We start from the raw sequence: 23,160 nt of genomic DNA, 5'->3' as shown, positions 1-23,160 counted from the left end.
CTGTTCCCGAATAGCTCAGTTGGTAGAGCAAGCGACTGTTAATCGCTGGGTCGTAGGTTCGAGTCCTACTTCGGGAGCCACGTTTCCTTAAAATTGATGATGCGCCATTTGTCGCTCGGTTTTCCTGACTCTGTCGTCTGGACGATCCATGGATCTGCGACGTCGTTCAGGCAATATGTGCCTGTCCCACTCTCCTGACATGGCCAATCATCCGCCTTTCGATACGGATCGTGGCCTGCATCCTGCCAGCGCCGGAATGAAATTGCGAGGGCGGATTGGGGCCATCAGACCCAGACATGGCGATACGCCCGATGTTGTCCGGATACCCCCATATTCGCATGTCCGCGCGCCTATTTCATTGGCACGAAAGTGGAAAAAATCGTAAGGTGATTTTCCACAAATCAGAAGCGCAGGCCATTTCCCATGCTGATTTCGACAAATGGCCGGGACTGTTCATGTCCATGCTCCGCAGGTGATAAATCCCTGCCCGCGTTCCATGCCCTTCCCTGTCGATTGACGGAAAATCATGGAATAAAAAACGTCCGGCGCGCCTGCCAAAACTGATGAGCAATGATGTCGGGGACGTCCTGACATCATTTAAAAACGACCTGACCTGAAACCGTTTCGGCAGCCGTGCATTCCTGCATGACCATTCAGGACCGCGCCTGTCAGGTATGCTTTGTGCACATGTAACCTCCTTCTGCCATGCAGCGTTATCCACCCAGCGCGACAGGAACGTAAGCCAGGATCATGTCCGACAGAAAAGCCATTCAAGACGGCGTCCCCTTTCCCGCAGGCACCAGCATCCCCTTTGCCCTGTGGGTCAGGACATCGCTGCGCCAGCAGTTCGCTGATGTGGTTGCCGAACCGGTTCCAAAGGAACTGATCGATATCCTGTTTCCCACCGGCACGCACAATGAAGATGGTATCCCCCCGGCCCAGACCGCCACGCCCGCGCAGGAAACCGCACGGGAAGAGCCGGCTACCGCACCGGGTTCGGAAGAGCGGAAAATCCGGGTAGATGCCGGCTAGACAGACGCCCCAGACAGAAACCTGCCGGGGCCTGCGCATGCGATACGGCGCATGAGACGCGTTTCCCTGCCGTTTCGCGCCATGCCTCCCTGCGGTTCTTTGTGAAGAATATTACAGTAAATTAAAATTTCAGACTTGGGAAATGGCAGAACGTTCTTTGAACGATTCCCCGATATACTGCCGGTTTCAGTATCCATCGGTCCATTTTTGCCATTGCTTTCGGGGGCGCGTAACATGGTCTTTCAGACGCTGTGGTCGAAAGCCATGTTACCCATCTGGTTCGGCCATGTTCGCCAGGTGTGATCGAAAAGCAGGAACACCTGATGCCTTCCCCCCGACATGTTCCGGCCCGTGCCCTAATGGCCGTGGCCCTGATTTCCCTGCCTGTCTGTTCCGCCATGGCTGGGTCCGGCGATTTCACTGAACTGTTCGATACCGATACGGCCCTGCCCGCCCGCCATGTGCCGGGACTGACTGCGGCGATCACCAATGGGCCCGACCGCGCCGAAGCCCTGACCGCGCATGCCGGCAGCGGTTTCACCGGCCTGCATGCCCTGCGCTATGACGTGGAACATCCGGACGGGCGCACGCGCTCCGTCATCCTGCGCCAGGTGCATCTGCCGGTCAGTGCGGATACACGCCTGTCATACATGGTGTTTCCCGTGGCCGATCCGGCGTCGCTGACGGACCCGGCGACCTTTGTCTCGCTGGATCTGGTCTTTGCCGATGGCTCCACCCTGTCCGGGCGCGACGCGCGGGACTGGCAGGGGGTATCCCTTTCGCCACTGGCGCAGGGGAAGGGGAATGCGTTGTACCCGAACCAGTGGAACCGGGTTTCCGTTGACATCGGGCATGTGGCGGCAGGCAGGACCGTGACGGCCATCGTATTACGTACCGCGCCGCAGGCCGGAACGGTGGCCTGTCATGGCTATGTGGATGATATCCGCATTGGCGCGGCATCAGAAGATAATGGAACCGCAGACCCGGCGGATCTGGTGGATACGCGGCGTGGCACGAACGCCAACGGTCATTTTTCCCGTGGCAACAACTTCCCTGCCGTAGCAATGCCGCACGGATTCAATTTCTGGACCCCGGTCACCAATGCCGGTTCCAAATGGCTGTATCAGTATCAGGAACGTAACGGGCCGGATAACCGCCCCCGGATCGAGGCCTTTTCCCTCAGCCATGAACCCAGCCCGTGGATGGGCGACCGCCAGACCTTCCAGATCATGCCCGCGCCGGCTGGCGATGTCGTGCTGGATCGAGAAAAACGCGCCCTTGGTTTTGTTCATGAGGACGAGGTCGCGCGTCCTTACTGGTACAGGGTAAATCTGGATCATGGCATCACGGGCGAAATGACGCCCACCAGCCATGCCGCGATGATGCGTTTCACCTTTCCCGCGGCGCGCGGGCAACTTGTGTTCGATAACCTGAAGGACCTGGGCGGGATCACGCTGCATCCTGACCGGCGGTCACTGGACGCATATTCGGATGTGGCGAGCGACCTGTCCACCGGGGCGACACGCATGTACATTCATGTCGAATTCGACCGCCCCGTCGTCGCATCGGGCCGGATAAAGGGACAGGGCCGCGATCATGTCGCCGCATGGATGCGTTTTGATACCGGAACGGACCGCCGGGTCAACCTGCGGATCGCGACATCGCTGATCAGCGCGGAACAGGCGCGACGCAACATGCGGCTGGAACTGTCGGACGCCGATACGTTCGAAAGCGTGCGCGAACGCGCGCGGGTGGCATGGGATGCCCTGCTGCGCCATGTTTCCCTTCCCGACGCGCCCGTCCATGATCGCGCCGTCCTTTATGGCAATCTTTACAGGCTTTTCCTGTATCCGAACGAACTGGCGGAAAATGTAGGCACGGCCGCGCGGCCGGATTACCGCTATGCCAGCCCGTTTTCCCCCCGCCGCCACGCCGATGGCCCCCGCAGGACCGGCGCCCCGGTCCGTGCGGGACAGCCCTATGTCAATAACGGCTTCTGGGACACGTACCGGGCCGCGTGGCCTGCCTATGTCCTGCTGACGCCGGATGACGCGGGACGCATGATCGACGGGTTTGTGCAGCAGTATCGGGAGGCAGGCTGGATCGCGCGGTGGAGTTCACCCGGCTATGCCGATCTGATGACAGGCACCAGCGCCGATATCGCCTTTGCCGATGCGTGGCTGAAGGGCGTGCGGAATTTCGACGTGCATGCATTTTACCAGGCAGCCCTGAAGGACGGAACGGTTGTCGCCGATCAGGCAGGCGTGGGACGCAAGGCGCTGGGACGCACGATCTTTCGCGGCTATACCGATACCGCGACGGAAGAGGGCCTGTCATGGTCGTCGGCGGCCAACCTGAACGATTTCGGCATCGGGGCGCTGGCCCGGGCCATGGCGGACCAGTCGCCCCAAGATGACGCGCATGGCGCGCAATATGCGGCAGATGCGCGTTATTTCCTGAACAGGTCACGCAATTACCTGAACCTGTTTGACCGGGATGTCGGTTTCTTCGTGGGACGCAATCCCGATGGGCACTGGCGCACGGATGCCGCCCATTTCGATCCCATCGCATGGGGCGGCGATTATACCGAGACGAATGCATGGAACATGGCGTTCGATCCCGTGCATGACGGGGCAGGCCTCGCGGCGCTGTATGGCGGCCGGGCGGGGCTGGCGCGCAAGCTGGATGAACTGCTCAGAACGCCCGGCGCGTATCACGTCGGTGCATATGGCAGCGTGATTCACGAAATGCGCGAACTCCATGACGTGCGCATGGGCCAGTATGGTCATGGGAACCAGCCCGCGCACCATATCCTTTACATGTATGACGTCGCGGGCCAGCCGTGGAAGGCGCAGGATCACCTGCGCGAGGCCATGGACCGGCTTTATGAAGGAACGGAAATCGGCCAGGGCTATCCCGGCGATGAAGATAATGGCGAGATGTCGGCATGGTGGCTGTTCAGCGCCGCCGGGTTCTATCCCCTGCAGATGGGAACAGCAACCTATGCCATCGGCGCGCCGCATTTCTCCCGCATGGTCATCACGCTGGAAGGTGGCCGCAGCCTGACCATCCTTGCCCCCGGCGTCAGTGATCGAAACCGTTATATTCAGTCTGTCCGGCTCAATGGCCGTCCCATCGACCGGACATGGATCAGCCATGCCGACATCATGGCGGGCGGGGTGCTGGAGTTCACGATGGGCCCACATCCGTCGCGATGGGGAACGGCGGTTTCGGCCGCGCCCCCTTCCCTCATGCCTTACGAAGGCACGGTTCCCGCCCCCCTGCGCGATGCGACCGACATGCCGGGCGCGGACAATGGCGCGGCCCCGGCCGCCCTGTTCGACAATGATTCCGACACTGACGCCATGATCCCGGCGCAGGGGATCACAACGCGCCTGCCGGAACCGCATCGCGTCACGCTCTATACCCTCACCTCCGCCAAGATCGCGAAGGCGGATCCTGCCGCGTGGCGCATCGAGGGTTCGGCTGATGGCACGCACTGGGACATTGTGGACCGGCGGGCCGGGGAATCCTTTGCATGGCGGCAGCAGACGCGTGTTTTCGCCATCGCCAGCCCCGGCATCTACCGCACCTACCGGCTTGTCCCGGAAAACGGGCGGAAGCGTCTGGCGGAAATCGAATGGCTGGCAGAAGGCGTGCTGCAGACCCTGCCCTGATATCGCACGTCCCCCCTGCCAAGTGCATCCGTCGTCATGCGTCCGGCATCATGCCGCCGTGGCGGATGCCCCGGCCGGAACAGGGCCGCGCGGTCGGGGGAGAATGGAAATTGTGGCCTGCAACTCCTGTCATAACGAAACGTTGGACAGGCGGGCCGGACATCGCCCGGCACCCGATCGCACGGGCAATGCCCCGGGGACGACCATTGCGGTCACCGGTTCCTGACTGGACGGAATGGACGACATTCATGACCGTAATTGTGAAATGTTTTTCATCGTGCCGCCATGTTTGACATATTAACGCCATATTCATAACAAAACTTACACACGGAATATCAGGGCCTTATCCTGCATGGACCAGATCGAAAAAACGCTTACGTGATAGTGGATTTATCGAACCTGCCCAGAGCGGATGCCCTTTATTTCCTGAACCGGAACGCAACTCCGAGGCTGGGCATCAGCGGCGTGCATGCCTGCCACTTGGGACAAGGGAACAGTCGAGATGTCCGCCATTGCTCCGCATCGGTTACGGAAGTTACCGCAGGAATCCGCGAATGTTGGTGTCGTCATCGTCGATGAGGATAACGCCATCCTTGTTTTCAATGATGTCGCCGAACGCATGTCCGGACATGAACGCGATACCGTCGTGGGGCAACACAGCAGAACCGTCCTGCCCACCGAAATCCATGATTCCGTTTCCGAATCAGGGGAAAATGCAACTTCGTCCCTGCGGACGGGACTGCACCGACTGGAGGTCACGCGACGCGACGGAACACGTTTCAGTGCGGAGCTGGAGGTTTCCTCCCTCACGGCGGGCGGACGTCGGCTGCATGTCGTGACCCTGCGCGACGTTTCCCCGGCGGAGGGACAGGTTCTCGATAACGAAATCTGCGCCACGATCGTGCATGAAACCGACCGGGGCATTGTCGTTCTGGATGCCGAAAGCCGGATCACCCATGTCAATCCGGCTTTCGGCATCCTGTCGGGCTATTCGGAAGATGAAGTCGCGGGCAACGATTTTTCCATCCTGTTTTCCGGCCACGGGCGCGATATCCGCACGCTGCAGCAGTTCCGCCAGCAGGTCGCCGAAGGCCGCAGCTTCGAACTCGACATACAGGCGCGTCGCCGCGATGGCGGCAACATATGGCTGCGCGCGGCGGTGACGCCGGTTCATGACGAACATGGCAGTCTGGAACAGGTCGTCGTCATCCTCAGCGACGTCAGCCGCGACCGCGACCTGCGCTACCTTCAGCAGGACGTGGTCGAGGCACTGGCGAGTGGACTGTCGCTGCGTGAAATCATGGATTTCATCTGCCGCAGGATCGAACGCATCGTCCCGGACGTGCAGGCGCTGGTCATGATGACGGAAGATGCGCAGGTCATGCACCCGCTGGGTCGGGCCTCCCTCCCCCGGGCGGTGGTGGAACAGTATGACGGGGCACGGATCGGCCCTGCCGCCGGGTCATGTGGGACCGCGATTTACCGGCGCGAGGAAGTCATCGTGCCCGACATCGCGGACTCCCCCCTGTGGGCGGGGCTGGGCGCCGTTCCGCTGGAATACGGGCTGCGGGCCTGCTGGGCGCGTCCCATCATCCTGCGTGATGGCCGCGTGGCGGGGGCTTTCACCCTTTTTTCGCGCGAACCGGGCTATCCCAGCACATGGTGCCGCCGCGTCGTCGGGGCATGCGTGCATCTGTGCATGCTCGCCATCATTCAGGAACAGGCGCGCCGGTCCATTGACCATCTGGCGCATTACGACGACCTGACCGGCCTGCCCAACCGCACATGGCTGCGTGAGTATCTTGAGCAGCCACGTCCCCACCAGACGACACGCGCGCTCATGGTCCTCAACCTGGACCGGTTCCAGAAAATAAAGGAAGCCCTGGGCCATGCGGCGGGCGACACGCTGCTGATGAAAGTGGCGCGTCGCCTGCGCGGCGCGCTGGCACCCGACGACATCGCAACCCGGACGGATGGCGATGAATTCGTGATCGTGACGGAAGACACGCCGGAACAGGCCGCCATCCTGGCCGAACGCCTGCTGCGGCGGCTGGATGNAACCTGTCATGATCGAACAGGTGGAAATCCGGCCCAACGCCAGCATCGNGCATCGGCATCAATGACGCCTCCACCCCGGACGAGGATATGAAGGCGACCCTGAAGAACGCCTATTCCGCCCTGCTGCAGGCCAAGGATGCAGGGCGCAACTGCTATCGTTTCTTCAGTCCGGAAATGAACCGCGCGGCGGATGACCGCATCATGCTGGCGGCCGCGTTGCGTCGTGCCATTGCCGATGACCGGCTGAGCCTTGTCTATCAGCCGCAGATCACGGCCGACAGCGAAAGCCTGCATGGGGTGGAGGCACTGGCGCGATGGAATGATCCGGAACTGGGCTTCATCTCGCCGGGGCGCTTCATCCCGCTGGCCGAGGAAACCGGACAGATCGAGGCGCTGGGCGAATGGTCGCTCCGCACGGCATGCAGCCAGATGACGTCATGGATGGCGCAGGGCATCAACGTGCCGATCGTATCGGTCAACCTGTCCGCCATCCATTTCCGCGACCGCGCCCTGCCGGACACCATCGCGCGTATCCTCAAGAGCACCGGCATGCCCCCCGAGCGGCTGATGATCGAGCTGACCGAAAGCACGATGATCGAGAATTTCGAACAGACGGTCGAAATTGTCACCGCGATCCGCGCGCTGGGCTGCGGGGTGTCGATGGACGATTTCGGCACCGGATTTTCCAGCCTGTCGAATCTCGCCAGCCTTCCGGTCAGCGAGGTCAANGATCGACCAGAGCTTCATGAAAGGCTTCGAGGAAGCGTCGGGCAAGATCTATNNNNTATTCCGTCGTGCGCGCCATCGTGCGGATCGGGCAGAGCCTAGGCATGAACGTCGTGGCCGAAGGGGTGGAAACCCAGACGCAGTACAAACTGCTGAAGGACATGCAGTGCGATGTCATTCAGGGCTATCTGTTCTCGCGCCCCCTGCCGCCGGCGGAACTGGCGCAGTGGTGTCATCTTCGGAAAACTTCCAAATCCGAAGCGCCCGTGCATGCCTGATGGGATGGGGTGGCATGATTGACATGCCGTCCCCATTATCATGACAGGATGGTCGCCATCCTGTTCCCGTTTCCATTCAGGCAGATATCCAGACATGAAACAGCATAAGGTCATGATGGGGGAGTGTGTCCTGTATCAGGCCGCGCAGCTTTCCCACGCCCGCCGCTTTGCCGCAGCCCGACGCGCGGAAGGGGTGGACTGCCATGTTGTACCCGATACCACGACACGGAACCGGCGGGTCCGCATCAATGCGCTGACCGGCAAACCCTATGGCAGACGCACCCCGTAGCAATCGGCGGACACGACCCTCCCTTTCCCGACATAACTGAATAAGACAGAATTGGATATCGAATATAACCAGACCAATATGGTACGCGTTCTGATCCAACCTGCACTCAGGACATGAGCAGGAGCAAAAAAGAGCGCGATTATGTCAGACGAGTTCGCCAGACCAGTTACCTTCCCCATCATGCAATCCGGCATTCCGGAATGGGTTCACACGACACTGAGCCGCCAGTATGCCGGCATAATCGACGAACCCATCCCGATGACGCTGATCAACCTGTTATTATCGGACACGGAACAGGCTTTTCCTGACAGGGCAACAGTGGACATGCCACCATCCCTGTACCCGGACCTGCAGGCCGTGATGGAAGGCGTCACGCTGACGCCATCATCATGACCGTCCATTCACAGGCGGACATCACAGGATCAGGATGGAAACAGAAAGGCGGCCAGCGCGTGCGCCTGCTGGCGGATTTCAGGAATGGCCGTCGTTTCAAACAGGTTTCCCGCACGCAGTGGCCCAATTGCATATAGTCGGGTTGACGGTTTCCCATCCGCTCCAACAAGCGCGCCATTCGCATCCGTTGCAAAAGTGACATCAAGGTCGCCGGGAACGGCCATGCCCGTGTCAAACAGGCAATGGAGCAGCGGACTGCCCACACGGCGGAAATTCGTGTCCGGCGCCGTACAGTTCATGACCATATCGGCCGCCAGTTTCTCCTCCCCGTCTCGTGTCCTTACATGGACCGTCAGGTCATGGGCATTTCCCGAAAGGGCCGCCACGTGTCCCCGTCGCACGACAAGACGGCCCATGGCGATTTCTTCGGTGATACGCCGCGCGACGGGGGGCGCCATGCGGTGACGCGCCGTATGCCAGCGGTGGAAGAGATGTCGCCGGAACCGCCGTCGTTCCGCATCCGGCAGACGTGCCCACAGGGCATTGCTGCATGGTCGCAATGAATCCACCGCCGCACGCCAGGACACGCCGTTTTTCAGGGCCATGCGCACATGACGCAGATACTGCCGCGCCGTGGGTGGCGTGTCCGCGGGAATGACGGGCGATGGCACGGGTTCGACCGGTCCGTGCGCGCGGGGCAGCAGACCATGACGCGATATCATCGTAATGACGCCGCCATATCCCCCGCTTCGCAGACGCAGCAGGACATCAATGGCCGTCAGGCCGGAACCGACAAGGACAACCGGAGTATCTCTCCTGGGCCAGCGCGACCATGTGCCCCATACGGAACGAACGTAGCGTCCTGAATCCCGCGCGATGCTGTCAACGCCCGGAATATCCACCGGCAGCGCATGTCCCGTGGCCAGAACCGCTATCTCGGCCTCTACGGTGCTGCCATCATCCAGATGGAGGATGGTCGTCCCGCCATGCGCCTCCAGCTGCGTCACGTGCCGCCCATGGAGGACCGGAATACCGGTCGCGGCAAAACGTTCGGCCAGATAGTCGCCCCATACCATGCGTGGCATGAAGCGCGTGCCATCAGCGGCGTCCGGCCCGCGCTGCGCAAGCCACGAAACAAAATCCCCCGGCCCGTCGGCCAGGGCGCCCATGTTGCTGGCCCTGACATTCAGCAGATGGACGGGCTCAGACGTTGAATAGGCAACGCCGCGCGCGATACGCACGCGAGGTTCGATCACCATTATCCCTTTGGGATCGGTTCTTTGCGCCAGATGAATGGCGGCCAGAACACCACCAGCCCCGCCCCCGACAATCGCGATCCGGGTTTTCATGTGATCCCTTTCCGAAAGAGTCGTTCCTTATGACGAACGATCCATCATTCGACATGCCTTCATCCACCGCAGTCAATCTGTTGGAAAGAAACGAAGTTTTTCAGTGATATCAGCCGGGTTGATGCTGGCGACGGCCCTGTGCCGGCCGATGATGACATGCCTGCCTCCAGATGGTTTCGAGATCGAAAATATTCCGGCCATTCGCCATCATGCGCCGCCTTCATGTCGTGCGATCGGCAAAGGACGCGGCCATCGTGACCCGACCCCGTGCCCCGATCGGAAGGGTGTGGTTGCAGGTCATCAGGATAATTACAAAATATTACTCATGTAACAAAAACCTTCTCCCGGACATCTCGTTACGAGGCAGATTCATCTGAAATGGATTTGCGGCATGAAAAGCATAATCGACAATCCTGTCCCGGTTTCAGAAATTCCAGTCATCCCCGGATCTTTTCTGAACATACGCAGGCAGATTGCCGCACGGTGCAGGGTCGTTGATGCACTGCTGCTTGATTTTCTAAAAAAACATGGGGAAGCCACCCTGTACCGGACATCCGGCCTGGGGATCATGTCCGGATTTTTAATAAATGGCATCAGGAAGACTCTGTTCCGGTCCATGGCGGAAGATTGGAAAAATCCTCGATCATCGCTCGATATTATCCGGCGCGCCTATGTCCGGCATTACTGGCGGCCGGAGGAACGAAGTGAGTGGCTGGATATCGCTGTTGCCTTCATGCTCTGGATACCAGGCATTATCGTGCTTTCGATAATATCCACGCATCGCAACGCATCATATGCACGCAGGAATTTCGGAAAAACGATACCGCATCAGTTCCTGGACCAGATAATCATTGGGATGACGACGGGAATACTTCCACCATGGTATTACATATTTGATCTTTATAAAAAAGATCACAGAAGCTCCTACCTGTCCTATATCGGACGTGGCGAGACCAAGGCCGGCGCATATGTGGTGCTGAGCGATGTTTCAAGAAAATATTGCATACTGGGGAACAAGGATATCTTCGCCGCGCACTGCCGCAAGTTCAACCTTCGTGCTGTTGAGCCGGTTGCCATCGTGGATGATGGACACATCATGTTTTCGGATACATCCCTGACACGCCTGCCCGCGTGCGACCTGTTTATCAAACCCGCGCGGGGCAGCGGCGGACGTGGCGCGGAACGCTGGCGCTGGCAGGGAAAAGATACACAGGGGCAGGACATATATACTGACGCCACCGGACATCTTGCCGAAGAGGAACTTCGCCAGCGGCTTGTGCTCCGTTCGAATGGCCGCAGGACAATCATACAGCGCTGCCTCAGCAATCACCCGGATATCGAGCAGCTGGCGGGCCAAGCCGTTGCAACCGTCCGCATGGTAACCTGCCTGAACGAGGAAGGAATGCCGGAAATTACGGACGCCATTTTCCGCATGGCGACCCGCCTTGACTGCGTCGTGGACAATATTCATGCAGGCGGGATCGGGGCCCCGATCGACATTTCATGCGGCCAACTGGGGTGCGCAAGCAATCTGGGCATGGATGCAAGCTATGGCCGCCTGCGTCACCATCCCGACACCAATCGCGTCATAGAGGGCGTCAGGCTCCCCTTCTGGGGCGAGGTCTGTGCATTGGCATGCGCGGCCCATGCCACACTGACATCCTACGTCATTGTGGGGTGGGACATCGCCCTGACCGGGACCGGTCCCGTTCTGGTCGAGGGGAATAGCGGCCCCTGCCTGGACATCATGCAACGCATGGCGGACCGCCCGCTGGGCGATGGTCGTCTTGCCCACCTTCTGGCCCATCACCTGCAACAGGGACGACAGTCGATGCCGGACGTTCGGCAGGACAGCGCCATGTCCGCATGATGACAGGCTGAAACCTGGCCGGTCCTGCGGCCCTGCGGCGCGTTATGCACGTCATCCTTGCCGGCTGCCGTTGCGCGCGTGGAAGAGGAACCGCCCTGCCCATGTATTCGTTGATCTCAGGCCGACGCAATGCATGACGGATGGTGCAAGGCGTCCCCGTGCATCAGGAGGCTTTCATGGCTAACCACGGAAACATAAGGCTGGCGTGCATGGCCATGCTGGTCTGTGGCGTTCCCCTGACGGCACATGCGCAGTTTGCGGCACCGCGCTCTTCACCGGGAAAGCCGGTGGCCCCGACGCCCCCCATACACGATAAGACCGATCCGGACTCGATGCCCGGACCATCAGCCCATCGACACCGCAAACCCCATGGACAGGCCGACCATGAACAGGCCGGGCAGTCTCCGTCAGGTCAGCCATCAGCAGGACAGGAACCGGCCATGCCCCCGCAGTAACGACGGGCACTGCATCCGTCAGGACCTTCTCCGCAACCCGGCCTGCCAGCAATATGACAGACCACTCCTGATCGCAGCCCGCGACCTTCCCTCCGGCCATGCCCGCACGGGAACTGTTTCGGCAAGAAAAGCCACCAACAGCACCACGACCCTCATCAACAGAGACCGTGCGTCAGGCGCTTACCGACATGCAGATATAAAAAACAGCACCGGGACCGAGAGATCTGCAGGTCCCCCCCGATCACAGCCATGCCATGGGCGCCGTGGATGGGCCAATTTTGCAATGAGCCATGCCGCACGGCAAACCGTGTGCATTTTTGACGGCTAAATCATTGAAAAATGGCGCGCCCTGTTGGATTCGAACCAACGACCCACAGCTTAGAAGGCTGTTGCTCTATCCAACTGAGCTAAGGGCGCGGAACACCGCGTTGTGCCAGATGGAAGCTAGTGCGTCCAGTTCTGGATACGGTCACAGCGAAAATTATCGGCATAGGCCTTTGGCTTGCGGATGCGCGGAACAGGCAGTTCCAGATCATATCCGATGCCATTATGCGTGGCATAGGCAACGGCGGCTTCCTGGGAGGGGAACAGCAGGCGCACCTGCGACAGCGTGTCGCGGCTTCCGGTCCAGCCCATCAGCGTGTCGACATGCCGGGGCTGTGTCTGGCCATATTCCAGAACCCACGTATGCGTGTTCACCTGGCCTGACTGGGTTGCTGTTTTTGATTCCTGATAAACGCGGGCACGCATGAAAACGATCTCCCATTATGGTGGTCGGGGCGCCCGGACTCGAACCGGGGGCCTCGTGTACCCAAAACACGCGCGCTACCAGGCTGCGCCACGCCCCGTCACCATGGAGGGGGAAGCTATGTGTCATTGGCCGCTCTGGCAAGCACCTTGTTGAAAAAAAATATCGCCCCCGCACACCACCTGACAAGTCGGCCTGCCATCAAAAGCCGCTGGCATGACAACGCATTCACGTGAACATCGCCGCCATGCCGACAGTACGGCGACTTCAGGAACGTGACGTATCGTCCCTGCGCGCCAGCGGCGGAATGAACAGCGGCGCGGTGTCCCACGGGAACAGCACCCAGGTTTCCTGCGGTACCTCCACCACGAACATGTCCGTCAGGGGACGGCCCGTCGGCTTTGCATACAGGCATGCGAACAGCGCCTTGGGCAGCATCCTGCGCACCAGTTCCGCCGTGACGCCCGAATCCACCAGATCGTCGATGATCAGGAACCCTTCGCCATCGCCCGCGGCTTCCGGCCGCTTGATGACCGTGGCCTCGCCCTGCTTTTCCTCGTCATAGGTCACGACGGAAACCGTCTCGATCAGGCGGCAGTCCAGTTCCCGCGCGATGATGGCGGCGGGGATCAGGCCGCCACGTGTGATCGCCACGATTCCCTTAAAGGGGCCACGCGGCATGAGCTCCGCCGCCAGCTGACGGGCATCGCGATGAAGCTGGTCCCACGTCACGGTCGCATAACTGGTTGCCATCAGAACAGTTTTCCTCCGTCGGGGACGCGGCTGTCCGGACGGATCAGCACGGCCTCCCCCTTGTTGTCGCGCATGCTCAGGGTCAGGACCTCGCTGCGGAAGGGCCCGATCTGGCGTGGCGGCACATTCACGATTGCACAGACCTGCCGCCCCGCCAGCCGCGACGGGGTATAGCGGTGATTGACCCGCACGGCGGACGTGCGCGTTCCAAGATGGGAACCGAAATCGATTCGCAGTCGATAGGTATCGCGGTACGTATCCGGAAGCGGGCTGGCCTCCAGGATCGTGCCGACCCGGATATCCAGATACCCGGTGCCGCCATCGCTGGCTGGCATGTCCGATACAGGCGGCGCAAGGTCTGTCATGGAAATGTTTCTGCCCATGTTCGCGTCATATTGTAAACCTGCGATCAATCCTTTTCGACATGGAATTTTCACCGGGGATTTCATGCCGGATTCAATCGCGCGCCTGCTATAGCTTGGAACATCATGACACGACCGAAGAATTTTTCCCCCACGGCGGAGGAAACATCCAGACCGGATCCGCAGGCCGGCGGCCTTCTGCGTCATCCCGGCCTCATGGCGTTCCTGATGGCGCGGACCTCCTCCTCCTTCTCCTCATGCGTGCAGGCGGTGGCCGTGGGGTGGCAGATCTATGCCCTGACCCACAGTACCCGTTCCCTCGCGCTGGTGGGGCTGGCGCAGTTCTTTCCCATGATCTGCCTGACGATGCTGGCGGGACACGCAGCCGATCACATGAACCGTCGCCGGATCGCCATGACCTGCCAGGGGATCGAGGCCGGCTCGGCACTGCTCATGGCGATGGCGGCGTTCGGGGGATGGACCACGCCGGGCATGATCTATGCCATGGTCATGGTCTTCGGCACGGCGCGGGCCTTTGAAATGCCGTGCCAGCAGACCTTCCTTCCCTCCATCGTGCCGCCCCACATGTTCCCCCGCGCCGCGGCCGTCTCCTCCTCGCTGTTCCAGGCGGCGGCGGTGACGGGGCCATCGGTGGGCGGCCTGCTGTACGGCGCGGGCGCGGGCCTGTGCTACATGATCTGCGCGCTTGGCTTCGCGCTTGCCATGCTGGGCACCTTCCTGCTGCCGCTGCGCAATATCGCGCGCCCGCGCCAGCCGATGTCGCTGTCGCTGTCGATGTTCATGGATGTCTGGCACTTCATGCGGAAACGGCCGGATATGCTCGGGGCGATTTCGCTGGACCTGTTCGCCGTGCTGCTGGGGGGTGCTACGGCCATGCTGCCGGTCTATGCCAGCGACATCCTGCATGCCGGTCCCATGGGGCTGGGCCTGCTGCGGGCCGCGCCAGCCATGGGGGCGGTCGCCTGCGCGGTGTTTTTCGTGTGGAAGCCCCTCAACCATCGCGCCGGGCCGTCCATGTTCGCCGCCGTCGCGACATTTGGCGTGGCGACGATCGTCTTTGCCCTTTCCACATCCATGCCGTTATCCATCGTCGCCCTGGCGGTGCTCGGGGCTGCCGATGTCGTCAGCGTGGTGGTGCGCGGGGCGCTGGTGCAGCTGCGCACGCCGGATTCGATGCGGGGACGGGTGTCTGCCGTCAACATGCTGTTCATCGGATCGTCCAACCAGCTGGGGGAATTCGAAAGCGGCATGCTCGCCAGCGCGATTGGCCCGGTGGAGGCCGTGGCTCTGGGCGGGGTCGGAACGATTGCGGTCACGCTGCTGTGGATGGCCATGTTCCCCAGCCTGCGGCGCCTCGACCGGCTGGATGACATCCGCGCGGAATAGGTGTGCGGGGCGTCATCGAAAGTTCATTCGGAACCGATGTGCGTTTTTTATTGCATATCAGGCATGCAATATGTTCCCCTTGTCATGGGCGCCCGTTAAGTGCGGCCACCATCAAGGAGAAAGTGACATGTATCAGTTCACGGACATGCTCTTCGCCAAGACAAACATTCTGCTGGGGCAGCTTAAACACGAAATTGGACGTGCTGCCGGCAGCAGAAACCTCCAGGCACGGGGCATCGCGCAGAAACGTCGCGGACGCCGTCATTCCGAACGGGTGGACCGCATCCATCAGGCCATCCTTGAACAGGGTGGCGCCTATGACCTGGGCCGCGACCGGCGGCACAGCCACCAGATCCATTTCCAGTAACCCGATATCGGGCGGTCCCGGCGGCACATGCGGCCGGGACCAGCCGTGCCGGGCGGTTCAGTCCAGATGCCGCTCGTCAGTCGTGCCCACCTCCATGATGCCCGGCATGTCGGACAATGTGGCGATCAGCCGCGCAATGGGCGTGGGGCCATTCACCTGCATCGATAAACGCACCTGACGCCTTGCCGCCCCCGACATCGGGGGAATCCGCATCTCCGTCCCCTCGTAATCCGCCTGATCCTCCAGGGCTTCGCGCGCCGTTTCATACAGGCCCTCGCGCTCGATACGCACATGGTCCACCCTGAAACGCAGGCGGGTGCATTCCACCAATATGTGTCTCAGCACGCCTTTGCCGTCGGCATAGGTGATGCCGATATTCGTGACGGCCTGCCGTTCATGCGGGATATGACGCAACAGGCGTGGAAAGATGAACATGATGACGAAGTGGCCAAGCGTCGTGGCGATCGCCAGCGCCAGCAGCCCCGCCCCGCATGCCATTCCCAGCGCCGCCGTCAACCACACCGACGCCGCCGTCGTCAGGCCGCGCACCACGTTGCGGCGCATGAAAATCACGCCGCCACCGATAAAACCGATCCCCGATACGATCTGGGCCGCGACCCGCGACGGGTCGAGGATGACCCGTTCCTTTTCCAGAACGTCGTTGAATCCGTATTTGGACACCAGCATGAACAGTGCCGCCGCCACACCGACCAGTGTATAGGTACGCAGTCCCGCGCTTTTCTGGCGGATCTCCCGCTCCAGCCCCACCAGCCCCGAAAGCAGGAACGCCAGGCCGAGTTCACCCAGCTGGACCCAGCCTTCGCCGGGCGCATGCGTCATGACCATGCGTCAGATATTACCTTGTCCCAGCCATTGTCATTCATGTTCCGATGCCGGGATTTGTCGTCCCCTGCGGTACCTGCCGTCACCGACAGGTACCGATCATGGAAATCCCCTGCCCTGTTTCAGGACTTTACACCCCACCGGAACAGGCATGACCCATACATGGGAACATGCTGTATATGTAAGGAGTTTTCACGTTTCCGGCTTCCGTCACATCCCACCACCACAGGCAGCACGACATTACGGAAATACCCGACCTGCAAAAAGCTCAGGTCGCCTCATCAGGAACGCGCAACTGCCTTCTTTTCCGGTCCCGCGCGCAGAGCGGCACGATAACCTTGAGTATTTCCATCGCGGCAGGCGCCGACAGCCCCGTTTCGTCGGAAAATCTCCTGATTTCCGCATCGGAAAACAGTGTGCGGATCATGCTTTCCGTGGTGGCAGGGGGCTTGTCCTGCTGCTGCCATTGCGACACGGTATCAAACACCTCCGGCGTTTTTGACCGTGCCTCCAGCCGGGTGGGCTGGTCCTTTCGGGTAATCGGCCCCAGTATTTCGTTCAATACTGTAATCAGCCCGGAATGATCGCCTGTCGCGCCTGTCAGGAAATCACCGGCACGGGTAAAGAAATTCGATTCAGTCATTGAGTGTCTCCCCTTTCTGGGAATTACTTCGGATGACCTCAGCCCAACGCAGGCGCTTTTGCCTGAGTTCCCCTCCCTGCCTTCACACTCCCGCGTGGGCGATCTCCGCTCGGCATATCTGAAACCGGCCTGAAGACAGTTTGAAAACAACCTGCTGATAAAAAACAATAAACGTTTTTGGGTATCGGCTTTTTTCAAACGGGCGACGTTATCTGAAGCTTTTTGAAAAAAGCTTCACCAAAAACTTTCGGATGATCCACCGGTGCCGCATGAACGGCATTGCGCTCCCCTGATCCGGGGGGCGCAATGATCGGTCCAAGCAACTGTCAATCCGGATTGCCGTAGGCGGAGCCTAGAACTGTTCCACGCGCCCGACGCCATCAATCGACTTGATCATCTGCGCGATGCGCGGGGTCACGCGGTAACGTTCGCTCAGCGTCACTTCCACATCACGGGTTTCCGCGACGGAGGGATGGAGGATGATGCGACCACGTCCCCCGCCATGCCCATCGAGGATCTCGCGGATGGGCGCGATGGCATCGGCACGATCGAACCAGATCCGTAGTTCCGCCGCCGCATCGGCCGCCGCCTGCTCAAGCTCCATGACGTCAGACGCGGTAATGCGCAGTGCCTCGCCATCAAGGCGCAGGTCCGCCGTCACGACCACCGCATTCCCGGCGGTCAGGATCTCGCGCGAACGCAGCAGGACTTCGGAGAAAAACGTCACCTCGCATCCACCGCTGGCATCCGACAGCCTGACCCACGCCATCTTGCTGCCGGTGCGGGTCGGGCGTTCCTTGCGGTCGACCACGCATCCGGCAATTTTCACGCGGGTGATCCCCGCCTGTGCCGCCGCTTCCAGTCCCGTGGATTTCACCACGCCCAGACGCCGCATCAACGGGCCATAGGAATCCAGCGGGTGCGCCGTCAGGTGGAACCCGATGGCGTCGGCCTCCATGCTCAGCCGGTCGAATTCGGGCCAGTCCGGCACCGATGGCAGACGCAGCGTCTCGCGCGCCGGGCCTGCCCCGCCGCCGCCAAACAGGCCGATCTGCCCGCTCGCCGCTTCCTGCGCGTGCGACTGCGCCCGGCGCAGGATCATTTCAGCCGACGCGCAGGCCTGGGCGCGGTTGGGAAGAAGGGTATCGAACGCACCGGCGCGCGCCAGATTTTCCAGCTGCATCTTGTTGATATTGCGCGGGTCGATACGCGCGGCGATATCCGCCATGTCGGCAAAGGGACGATCGCCGCGCGACGCGACCAGTGACTGCATCGCAGCCAGCCCCACCTTCTTGACCGCCGCAAGGGCATAGCGGATCCCGTACTGCCCGTCCGGCAGCTTTTCCACCGTGAAATCCGCGTCGGAGGCATTGATGTCCGGCGGCAGGACACTGATGCCCAGCCGTTCGGCCTCCTGCCGCAGGGCCGCCAGCTTTTCGGTCTTTTCACGCGCCAGCGACATGCACGCCGCAAGAAACGCCACCGGATGGTTGGCCTTCATCCATGCCGTCTGGTACGACACAAGGGCATAGGCCGCGGCATGGGATTTGTTGAAGCCGTAATCAGCGAACTTCGCCATCAGGTCGAAGACCTCGACCGCCTTTTCATGGTCGATGCCCCGCTTGACCGCGCCTTCGGTAAAGATCACGCGCTGCTTATCCATTTCCGCGCGGATCTTCTTGCCCATCGCGCGGCGCAGCAGGTCCGCCCCGCCAAGGCTGTAGCCCGCCATCTTCTGCGCGATCTGCATCACCTGTTCCTGATAGACCATGATGCCATAGGTCTCTGACAGGATATCGCGGATTTCCTCGTGCGGGGGTTCCCACGGCTCCCCGTGCTTGCGACGGCAGTAATCGGGAATGTTGGCCATCGGACCCGGTCGGTACAACGCAACCGCCGCAATCAGGTCCTCCAGCCGGGTCGGGCGCATCTGCTTAAGGACATCGCGCATCCCCGCGCCTTCAAACTGGAACACGCCCCCCGTATCCCCCCGGGCGAGCATGTCATAGGTCAGCTTGTCATCCAGCGGCAGCGCGGCAAGGTCCACCTGCACTCCGAGCCTGTCAAGGAACTGCACCGCACGCTGGAGGATCGTAAGCGTGGTCAGGCCGAGGAAGTCGAACTTCACCAGTCCGGCCTGCTCCACGAATTTCATGTTATACTGCGTGACCAGCATGTCGCTTTTGGGATCGCGATACAGCGGCACCAGTTCCACCAGTTCGCGATCGCCGATCACCACGCCCGCAGCATGCGTGCTGGCATGCCGGAACAGCCCCTCCAGCTGGAGGGCGATTTCCATCAGCCTGCGCAGCGCCTCGTCATTGTCGCGCATTTCCTGAAGGCGCGGTTCCCCGTCGATCGCCTGTTTCAGGGTGACGGGCTTGGCCGGGTTGTTGGGGATCAGTTCGGCAACCCTGTTGACCATGCCGAACGACAGGCCCAGCACGCGCCCCACGTCGCGCACCGCCGCGCGGGCCTGCAACTTTCCGAACGTGATGATCTGCGCCACGCGGTCGGGGCCATATTCCTGCCGGACGTAACGGATGACCTCATCACGCCGGTCCTGGCAGAAATCGATGTCGAAGTCGGGCATCGACACGCGTTCGGGATTGAGGAAACGTTCGAACAGCAGATTGAACGGAATGGGGTCGATGTCCGTGATCGTCAGCGCCCATGCCGCCAGCGACCCCGCGCCCGACCCACGCCCCGGCCCCACGGGGATGTCATGCGCCTTTGCCCACTGGATGAAGTCGGCAACGATCATGAAATAGCCGGGAAAGCCCATGCGCGCGATGATGTCGAGTTCGAAGGCCAGCCGCTCCTCATAGGTCCGGCGGGTCTGTTCATCGACATTCATGCGCGAAAGGCGACGTTCCAGCCCGTCACGCGCCATGCCGCGCAGGGTTTCCTCCTCCGTCGCGCCGGGCGCCACCTTGGGACAGACCGGCAGCAGCGGCTTGCGCGTCTCCACCTTGATGGCGCACAGGCGCGCGATCTCCAGCGTGTTGTCGCACGCCTCCGGCAGGTCCTTGAACAGTTCGCGCATCATGTGCGGCGGCTTGAACCAGTGTTCGGGCGTCACCCGCCAGCGATCCTGTTCGGCCATGGTGCGTCCCTGCGCGATGCACAGCAGCGCGTCGTGCGCCTCGTACATGTCCGGGCGGGGAAAGAAACATTCGTTTGTCGCCACCAGCGGGATTCCCGCCCCGTCGGCCAGGGCGATCAGGCCCGGCTCCACCGCCTGTTCCGCAGGCAGGCCATGACGATGCAGTTCCACCGCCATATTGCGGCCAAAGGCCTCATGCAGGCGCGACAGCAGGCGTCGCGCATCGGCCTCCAGACCTTCGGCAAGCATGCGGAACAGCGGCCCGCGCGTGCCGCCCGTCATCAGGAACAGTCCTTCGGCACGTTCGCACAGCAGGTCGAGGGAGACTGTCGGTTCATCCGTCTCATGCTGCAGGAACCCGGCAGAGGACAGGTACTGCAGGTTCATCAGGCCGGTTTCATCACGCGCCAGCAGGGCCATCGGCTCCGCCGGGCTGCCGGGCTTGTCGCATCGCGCGGGCAGCGCGACCTGGCAGCCAATGATCGGCTGGATGCCCTTTTTCGAACAGTACTGGGAAAATTCCAGTGCCCCGAACATGTTGCCGGTGTCGGTTATGGCAACGCCGGGCATGCGCATTTCATGCGCCAGGCTGACAATCTCGGGCACGCGGATCGCGCCCTGGCTGAGGGAATAGGCGGAGTGGACACGCAGGTGAATGAAATCGGCATGTGACATGGCCTGATCCTACCGCACCATGCCGATTCTGCGCCAATGCTCTGTCAGAATCTGTCTAACCTGAAATTGTAAAAGTTTTTGGTGAAGCTTTTTTCAAAAAGCCTTGAAAGACGTCACCTTTTAAAAAAAGGCGACACCCGGAAACTTTTGTTTTTTATCACAGGCTGTTTTCAAATAGTCTCTGCACGCGGGGGCGCGACCTCATGCAGCTTCCCGTCACGCAGCGTCACGATGCGGTCCATGCGCACCGCAAGGTCCATGTTGTGCGTGGCGATCAGGGCGGCGACCCCATGGTCGCGCACCATCGCGATCAGGGCGTCGAACACCGTATCCGATGTCTGCACATCCAGATTGCCCGTCGGCTCGTCCGCCAGCAGGATGCGCGGACGGTTTGCCAGCGCGCGCGCGATGGCCACGCGCTGTTTTTCCCCGCCCGACAGCTTGCCCGGCAGGTGATCCAGACGGTGTTCCAGCCCGAATGCACACAGCAGTTCATCCGCGCGTGTCTTTGCCTTGCGACGCGACACCCCCGCGATCATCTGGGGCAGGATGACATTTTCCCGCGCCGTGAATTCCGCCAAAAGGTGATGGAACTGATAGACGAAGCCGATGCGGTCGCGCCTGATTTCGGTGCGCTGCGTATCATTCAGCCGCCCGGCATCCACGCCATCGATCACCACCCGCCCGCCATCGGGATATTCCAGCAGCCCCGCCAGATGCAGCAACGTGGACTTGCCCGTGCCCGACGGTGCGACAAGGGCCACGATTTCGCCCGGACGCAGCACAAGGTCCGCCCCTTTGAGGACGTGAAGCGTTTCCTCGCCACTGCGATAGGAACGGCAGACGCCCTCCAGATGCAGCGGGAGGGAATGATGCTCATTCATGGCGCAGGGCCTCCACCGGGTCGGTCCGCGCCGCCCGCCATGACGGATACAGCGTCGCCAGCAGCGACAGGACCAGCGCCATGATGATCACCTCCAGCACCTGCGACCAGACCAGTTTCGCGGGCAGGTGTTCAAGGTAATACACCTCAGCATTGAACAGGTCCGTGCCGGTGATTTTCTGCAGGCCCTGGCGGATACGCTCGATATTGAGGCAGAAGACGATGCCCAGCAGCGTTCCCGCGATGGTTCCCGTCACCCCGACGGATGCCCCGCACATCAGGAAGATGCGCATGATCGCCCCACGCGTCGCCCCGATGGTGCGCAGGACCGCGATATCGGCGGTCTTGTCCTTGACCATCATGATCAGCGACGAAATCACGTTGAAGGCCGCGACAAGGATAATCAGCGTCAGGATCAGGAACATGACGTTCTGTTCCACCTGCACCGCGCCGAAAAAGGCGTTGTTGCTCTGCGTCCAGTCCATGACACGCACCTGCGTCTCGCCCAGCGCCTGTTCGATGCGGTTCCTGACCGGGCCGACATTTTCCGCGTCATGGGTCATGACCTGGATCTGCGTCACCTGCCCCGGCATCTGGAAATAGATCTGCGCGGCATGAAGCGGCAGGAACACATAGCTTGCGTTGTAATCGTTCACGCCCGCGTCGAAAATCGCCACCACATGATAGGCCCGCACCCGTGGCATGGTGCCAAAGGCCGTCGCCGCCCCGTTTGGCGAGACAAGCGTCAGGCGCGCGCCCACCGTCAGGCCCGCGCGTTCCGCCAGCGTCGTGCCGACCACGATGCTGTCGTCCGATCCGAAATCATCCAGCGATCCGGCCACCAGCGACCCGCTGATTTCCTTCAGCCCCAGCAGGTCGTCACGCGTCATCCCGCGCACCAGCCCCCCGGCATTGTATCCCCCGGAATTGAGCAGGACCTGCGCCTCGATCAGGGGGCTGGCGCTGTCCACGCCCGGCACCCGGCGCACCCGTCCCGCCAGCGCGTCGTAATCGGAAATGGTGCGCGAAATGCCATAGACGCTGAGATCGCCATTCAGCCCGAGGATACGCCCCAGCAGATCGGCCTTGAACCCGTTCATGACCGACATGACGATAATCAGCGTCGCGACACCCAGCGCGATCCCGACGAGGGAGAAGATCGCGATGACGGACACGAACCGCTCCCCCCGCCGGGCATGCAGGTAACGCCCGGCGACGGCACGTTCAAACGGACCGAACATTCCGC

The 23,160-nt window shown here is 61.3% G+C and carries 19 protein-coding genes and 3 tRNA genes; 11 read left to right on the top strand and 11 right to left on the bottom strand.

Features of this window, described 5'->3' with window-relative positions; genetic code table 11:
* The first annotated feature begins 4 nt into the window (after nucleotides 1–4).
* The 8 genes from NJLHNGOC_RS01635 (at nucleotide 5) to NJLHNGOC_RS01605 (ending at nucleotide 8,453) form a co-directional block, all read left to right on the top strand.
* Nucleotides 5–80: transfer RNA gene (locus tag NJLHNGOC_RS01635), tRNA-Asn, on the top strand.
* Nucleotides 81–750: 670 nt separating this feature from the next.
* Complete coding sequence (locus NJLHNGOC_RS01630) at nucleotides 751–1,032, top strand: hypothetical protein (protein WP_113594768.1); 282 nt, start codon at nucleotides 751–753, stop codon at nucleotides 1,030–1,032.
* Between the two features lie 323 nt (nucleotides 1,033–1,355).
* On the top strand, nucleotides 1,356–4,709 hold the full coding sequence (locus tag NJLHNGOC_RS01625) for a GH92 family glycosyl hydrolase (protein WP_113594819.1): 3,354 nt from the start codon (nucleotides 1,356–1,358) through the stop codon (nucleotides 4,707–4,709).
* A gap of 469 nt (nucleotides 4,710–5,178) precedes the next feature.
* Nucleotides 5,179–6,858, top strand: a complete 1,680-nt coding sequence (locus NJLHNGOC_RS01620) for a PAS domain S-box protein (protein WP_113594767.1) — start codon at nucleotides 5,179–5,181, stop codon at nucleotides 6,856–6,858.
* Nucleotides 6,855–7,595, top strand: coding sequence for an EAL domain-containing protein (locus NJLHNGOC_RS01615; protein WP_275399373.1), 741 nt, complete (start codon nucleotides 6,855–6,857; stop codon nucleotides 7,593–7,595). Before NJLHNGOC_RS01620 ends, NJLHNGOC_RS01615 begins: the two co-directional genes overlap by 4 nt.
* 2 nt (nucleotides 7,596–7,597) lie before the next feature.
* A complete protein-coding gene (locus NJLHNGOC_RS16555; protein ID WP_275399372.1) occupies nucleotides 7,598–7,771 on the top strand; it encodes an EAL domain-containing protein in 174 nt (57 codons plus the stop codon).
* Nucleotides 7,772–7,865: 94 nt separating this feature from the next.
* On the top strand, nucleotides 7,866–8,060 hold the full coding sequence (locus tag NJLHNGOC_RS01610) for a hypothetical protein (RefSeq protein ID WP_113594766.1): 195 nt from the start codon (nucleotides 7,866–7,868) through the stop codon (nucleotides 8,058–8,060).
* Between the two features lie 141 nt (nucleotides 8,061–8,201).
* The gene (locus NJLHNGOC_RS01605) at nucleotides 8,202–8,453 is read left to right on the top strand and encodes a hypothetical protein (RefSeq protein ID WP_113594765.1); all 252 of its coding nucleotides are present in this window, start codon (nucleotides 8,202–8,204) and stop codon (nucleotides 8,451–8,453) included.
* A 29-nt stretch (nucleotides 8,454–8,482) separates the two neighbouring features.
* On the opposite strand, the gene NJLHNGOC_RS01600 is transcribed toward NJLHNGOC_RS01605, so the two are convergent.
* A complete protein-coding gene (locus NJLHNGOC_RS01600; protein ID WP_113594764.1) occupies nucleotides 8,483–9,802 on the bottom strand; it encodes an FAD/NAD(P)-binding protein in 1,320 nt (439 codons plus the stop codon).
* An 856-nt stretch (nucleotides 9,803–10,658) separates the two neighbouring features.
* Between NJLHNGOC_RS01600 and NJLHNGOC_RS01590 the strand changes: the two genes are divergently transcribed.
* Nucleotides 10,659–11,672: a sugar-transfer associated ATP-grasp domain-containing protein gene (locus NJLHNGOC_RS01590; protein ID WP_165837815.1), complete on the top strand. Its 1,014-nt coding sequence runs from the start codon at nucleotides 10,659–10,661 to the stop codon at nucleotides 11,670–11,672.
* A gap of 795 nt (nucleotides 11,673–12,467) precedes the next feature.
* Here NJLHNGOC_RS01590 and NJLHNGOC_RS01580 read toward each other — a convergent pair.
* The 5 genes from NJLHNGOC_RS01580 to NJLHNGOC_RS01560 form a co-directional block, all read right to left on the bottom strand.
* Nucleotides 12,468–12,544, bottom strand: a tRNA-Arg gene (locus tag NJLHNGOC_RS01580).
* Between the two features lie 27 nt (nucleotides 12,545–12,571).
* Nucleotides 12,572–12,877 (bottom strand): ETC complex I subunit, encoded by a 306-nt coding sequence (locus NJLHNGOC_RS01575; RefSeq protein WP_113594761.1) that lies wholly within the window; start codon nucleotides 12,875–12,877, stop codon nucleotides 12,572–12,574.
* Between the two features lie 21 nt (nucleotides 12,878–12,898).
* Nucleotides 12,899–12,975 (bottom strand) — tRNA-Pro (locus tag NJLHNGOC_RS01570).
* Between the two features lie 167 nt (nucleotides 12,976–13,142).
* A complete protein-coding gene (gpt, locus tag NJLHNGOC_RS01565) occupies nucleotides 13,143–13,628 on the bottom strand; it encodes a xanthine phosphoribosyltransferase (protein ID WP_113594760.1) in 486 nt (161 codons plus the stop codon).
* A complete protein-coding gene (locus tag NJLHNGOC_RS01560; protein WP_110526612.1) occupies nucleotides 13,628–13,993 on the bottom strand; it encodes a tRNA-binding protein in 366 nt (121 codons plus the stop codon). Before NJLHNGOC_RS01560 ends, gpt begins: the two co-directional genes overlap by 1 nt.
* Nucleotides 13,994–14,116: 123 nt before the next feature.
* Here NJLHNGOC_RS01560 and NJLHNGOC_RS01555 point away from each other — a divergent pair, with 123 nt between their 5' ends.
* Nucleotides 14,117–15,397 carry an MFS transporter gene (locus NJLHNGOC_RS01555; protein ID WP_113594759.1) on the top strand — a complete coding sequence of 427 codons (1,281 nt, stop codon included), beginning with the start codon at nucleotides 14,117–14,119 and terminating at the stop codon, nucleotides 15,395–15,397.
* Between the two features lie 127 nt (nucleotides 15,398–15,524).
* The gene (locus NJLHNGOC_RS01550) at nucleotides 15,525–15,764 is read left to right on the top strand and encodes a CsbD family protein (protein WP_206059679.1); all 240 of its coding nucleotides are present in this window, start codon (nucleotides 15,525–15,527) and stop codon (nucleotides 15,762–15,764) included.
* A 57-nt stretch (nucleotides 15,765–15,821) separates the two neighbouring features.
* On the opposite strand, the gene NJLHNGOC_RS01545 is transcribed toward NJLHNGOC_RS01550, so the two are convergent.
* The 5 genes from NJLHNGOC_RS01545 to NJLHNGOC_RS01525 form a co-directional block, all read right to left on the bottom strand.
* Nucleotides 15,822–16,610: an MgtC/SapB family protein gene (locus NJLHNGOC_RS01545; RefSeq protein WP_113594758.1), complete on the bottom strand. Its 789-nt coding sequence runs from the start codon at nucleotides 16,608–16,610 to the stop codon at nucleotides 15,822–15,824.
* Between the two features lie 265 nt (nucleotides 16,611–16,875).
* The gene (locus tag NJLHNGOC_RS01540) at nucleotides 16,876–17,250 is read right to left on the bottom strand and encodes a hypothetical protein (protein ID WP_113594757.1); all 375 of its coding nucleotides are present in this window, start codon (nucleotides 17,248–17,250) and stop codon (nucleotides 16,876–16,878) included.
* Nucleotides 17,251–17,602: 352 nt separating this feature from the next.
* Complete coding sequence (gene dnaE, locus NJLHNGOC_RS01535; RefSeq protein WP_113594756.1) at nucleotides 17,603–21,031, bottom strand: DNA polymerase III subunit alpha; 3,429 nt, start codon at nucleotides 21,029–21,031, stop codon at nucleotides 17,603–17,605.
* Between the two features lie 170 nt (nucleotides 21,032–21,201).
* Nucleotides 21,202–21,915 carry an ABC transporter ATP-binding protein gene (locus NJLHNGOC_RS01530; RefSeq protein ID WP_113594755.1) on the bottom strand — a complete coding sequence of 238 codons (714 nt, stop codon included), beginning with the start codon at nucleotides 21,913–21,915 and terminating at the stop codon, nucleotides 21,202–21,204.
* Nucleotides 21,908–23,155 (bottom strand): lipoprotein-releasing ABC transporter permease subunit, encoded by a 1,248-nt coding sequence (locus NJLHNGOC_RS01525; RefSeq protein WP_110560169.1) that lies wholly within the window; start codon nucleotides 23,153–23,155, stop codon nucleotides 21,908–21,910. Before NJLHNGOC_RS01525 ends, NJLHNGOC_RS01530 begins: the two co-directional genes overlap by 8 nt.
* Nucleotides 23,156–23,160 lie beyond the last annotated feature (5 nt).

It is taken from the genome of Novacetimonas cocois (assembly GCF_003311635.1).
GTDB classification, from domain to species: domain Bacteria; phylum Pseudomonadota; class Alphaproteobacteria; order Acetobacterales; family Acetobacteraceae; genus Novacetimonas; species Novacetimonas cocois.
Note: the sequence above shows the minus strand (reverse complement) of the source record. Positions and strands in the feature narration are given on the sequence as shown.

Bases quoted from the DNA above. Each gene is read 5' to 3' on its own strand.
- NJLHNGOC_RS01630 (WP_113594768.1), top strand. From the start codon at position 751: ATGTCCGACAGAAAAGCCATTCAAGACGGCGTCCCCTTTCCCGCAGGC.
- NJLHNGOC_RS01625 (WP_113594819.1), top strand. From the start codon at position 1,356: ATGCCTTCCCCCCGACATGTTCCGGCCCGTGCCCTAATGGCCGTGGCC.
- NJLHNGOC_RS16555 (WP_275399372.1), top strand. From the start codon at position 7,598: ATGAACGTCGTGGCCGAAGGGGTGGAAACCCAGACGCAGTACAAACTG.
- NJLHNGOC_RS01610 (WP_113594766.1), top strand. From the start codon at position 7,866: ATGAAACAGCATAAGGTCATGATGGGGGAGTGTGTCCTGTATCAGGCC.
- NJLHNGOC_RS01605 (WP_113594765.1), top strand. From the start codon at position 8,202: ATGTCAGACGAGTTCGCCAGACCAGTTACCTTCCCCATCATGCAATCC.
- NJLHNGOC_RS01600 (WP_113594764.1), bottom strand. From the start codon at position 9,802: ATGAAAACCCGGATCGCGATTGTCGGGGGCGGGGCTGGTGGTGTTCTG.
- NJLHNGOC_RS01590 (WP_165837815.1), top strand. From the start codon at position 10,659: ATGACGACGGGAATACTTCCACCATGGTATTACATATTTGATCTTTAT.
- NJLHNGOC_RS01575 (WP_113594761.1), bottom strand. From the start codon at position 12,877: ATGCGTGCCCGCGTTTATCAGGAATCAAAAACAGCAACCCAGTCAGGC.
- gpt (WP_113594760.1), bottom strand. From the start codon at position 13,628: ATGGCAACCAGTTATGCGACCGTGACGTGGGACCAGCTTCATCGCGAT.
- NJLHNGOC_RS01560 (WP_110526612.1), bottom strand. From the start codon at position 13,993: ATGACAGACCTTGCGCCGCCTGTATCGGACATGCCAGCCAGCGATGGC.
- NJLHNGOC_RS01555 (WP_113594759.1), top strand. From the start codon at position 14,117: ATGACACGACCGAAGAATTTTTCCCCCACGGCGGAGGAAACATCCAGA.
- NJLHNGOC_RS01550 (WP_206059679.1), top strand. From the start codon at position 15,525: ATGTATCAGTTCACGGACATGCTCTTCGCCAAGACAAACATTCTGCTG.
- NJLHNGOC_RS01545 (WP_113594758.1), bottom strand. From the start codon at position 16,610: ATGGTCATGACGCATGCGCCCGGCGAAGGCTGGGTCCAGCTGGGTGAA.
- NJLHNGOC_RS01540 (WP_113594757.1), bottom strand. From the start codon at position 17,250: ATGACTGAATCGAATTTCTTTACCCGTGCCGGTGATTTCCTGACAGGC.
- dnaE (WP_113594756.1), bottom strand. From the start codon at position 21,031: ATGTCACATGCCGATTTCATTCACCTGCGTGTCCACTCCGCCTATTCC.
- NJLHNGOC_RS01530 (WP_113594755.1), bottom strand. From the start codon at position 21,915: ATGAATGAGCATCATTCCCTCCCGCTGCATCTGGAGGGCGTCTGCCGT.
- NJLHNGOC_RS01525 (WP_110560169.1), bottom strand. From the start codon at position 23,155: ATGTTCGGTCCGTTTGAACGTGCCGTCGCCGGGCGTTACCTGCATGCC.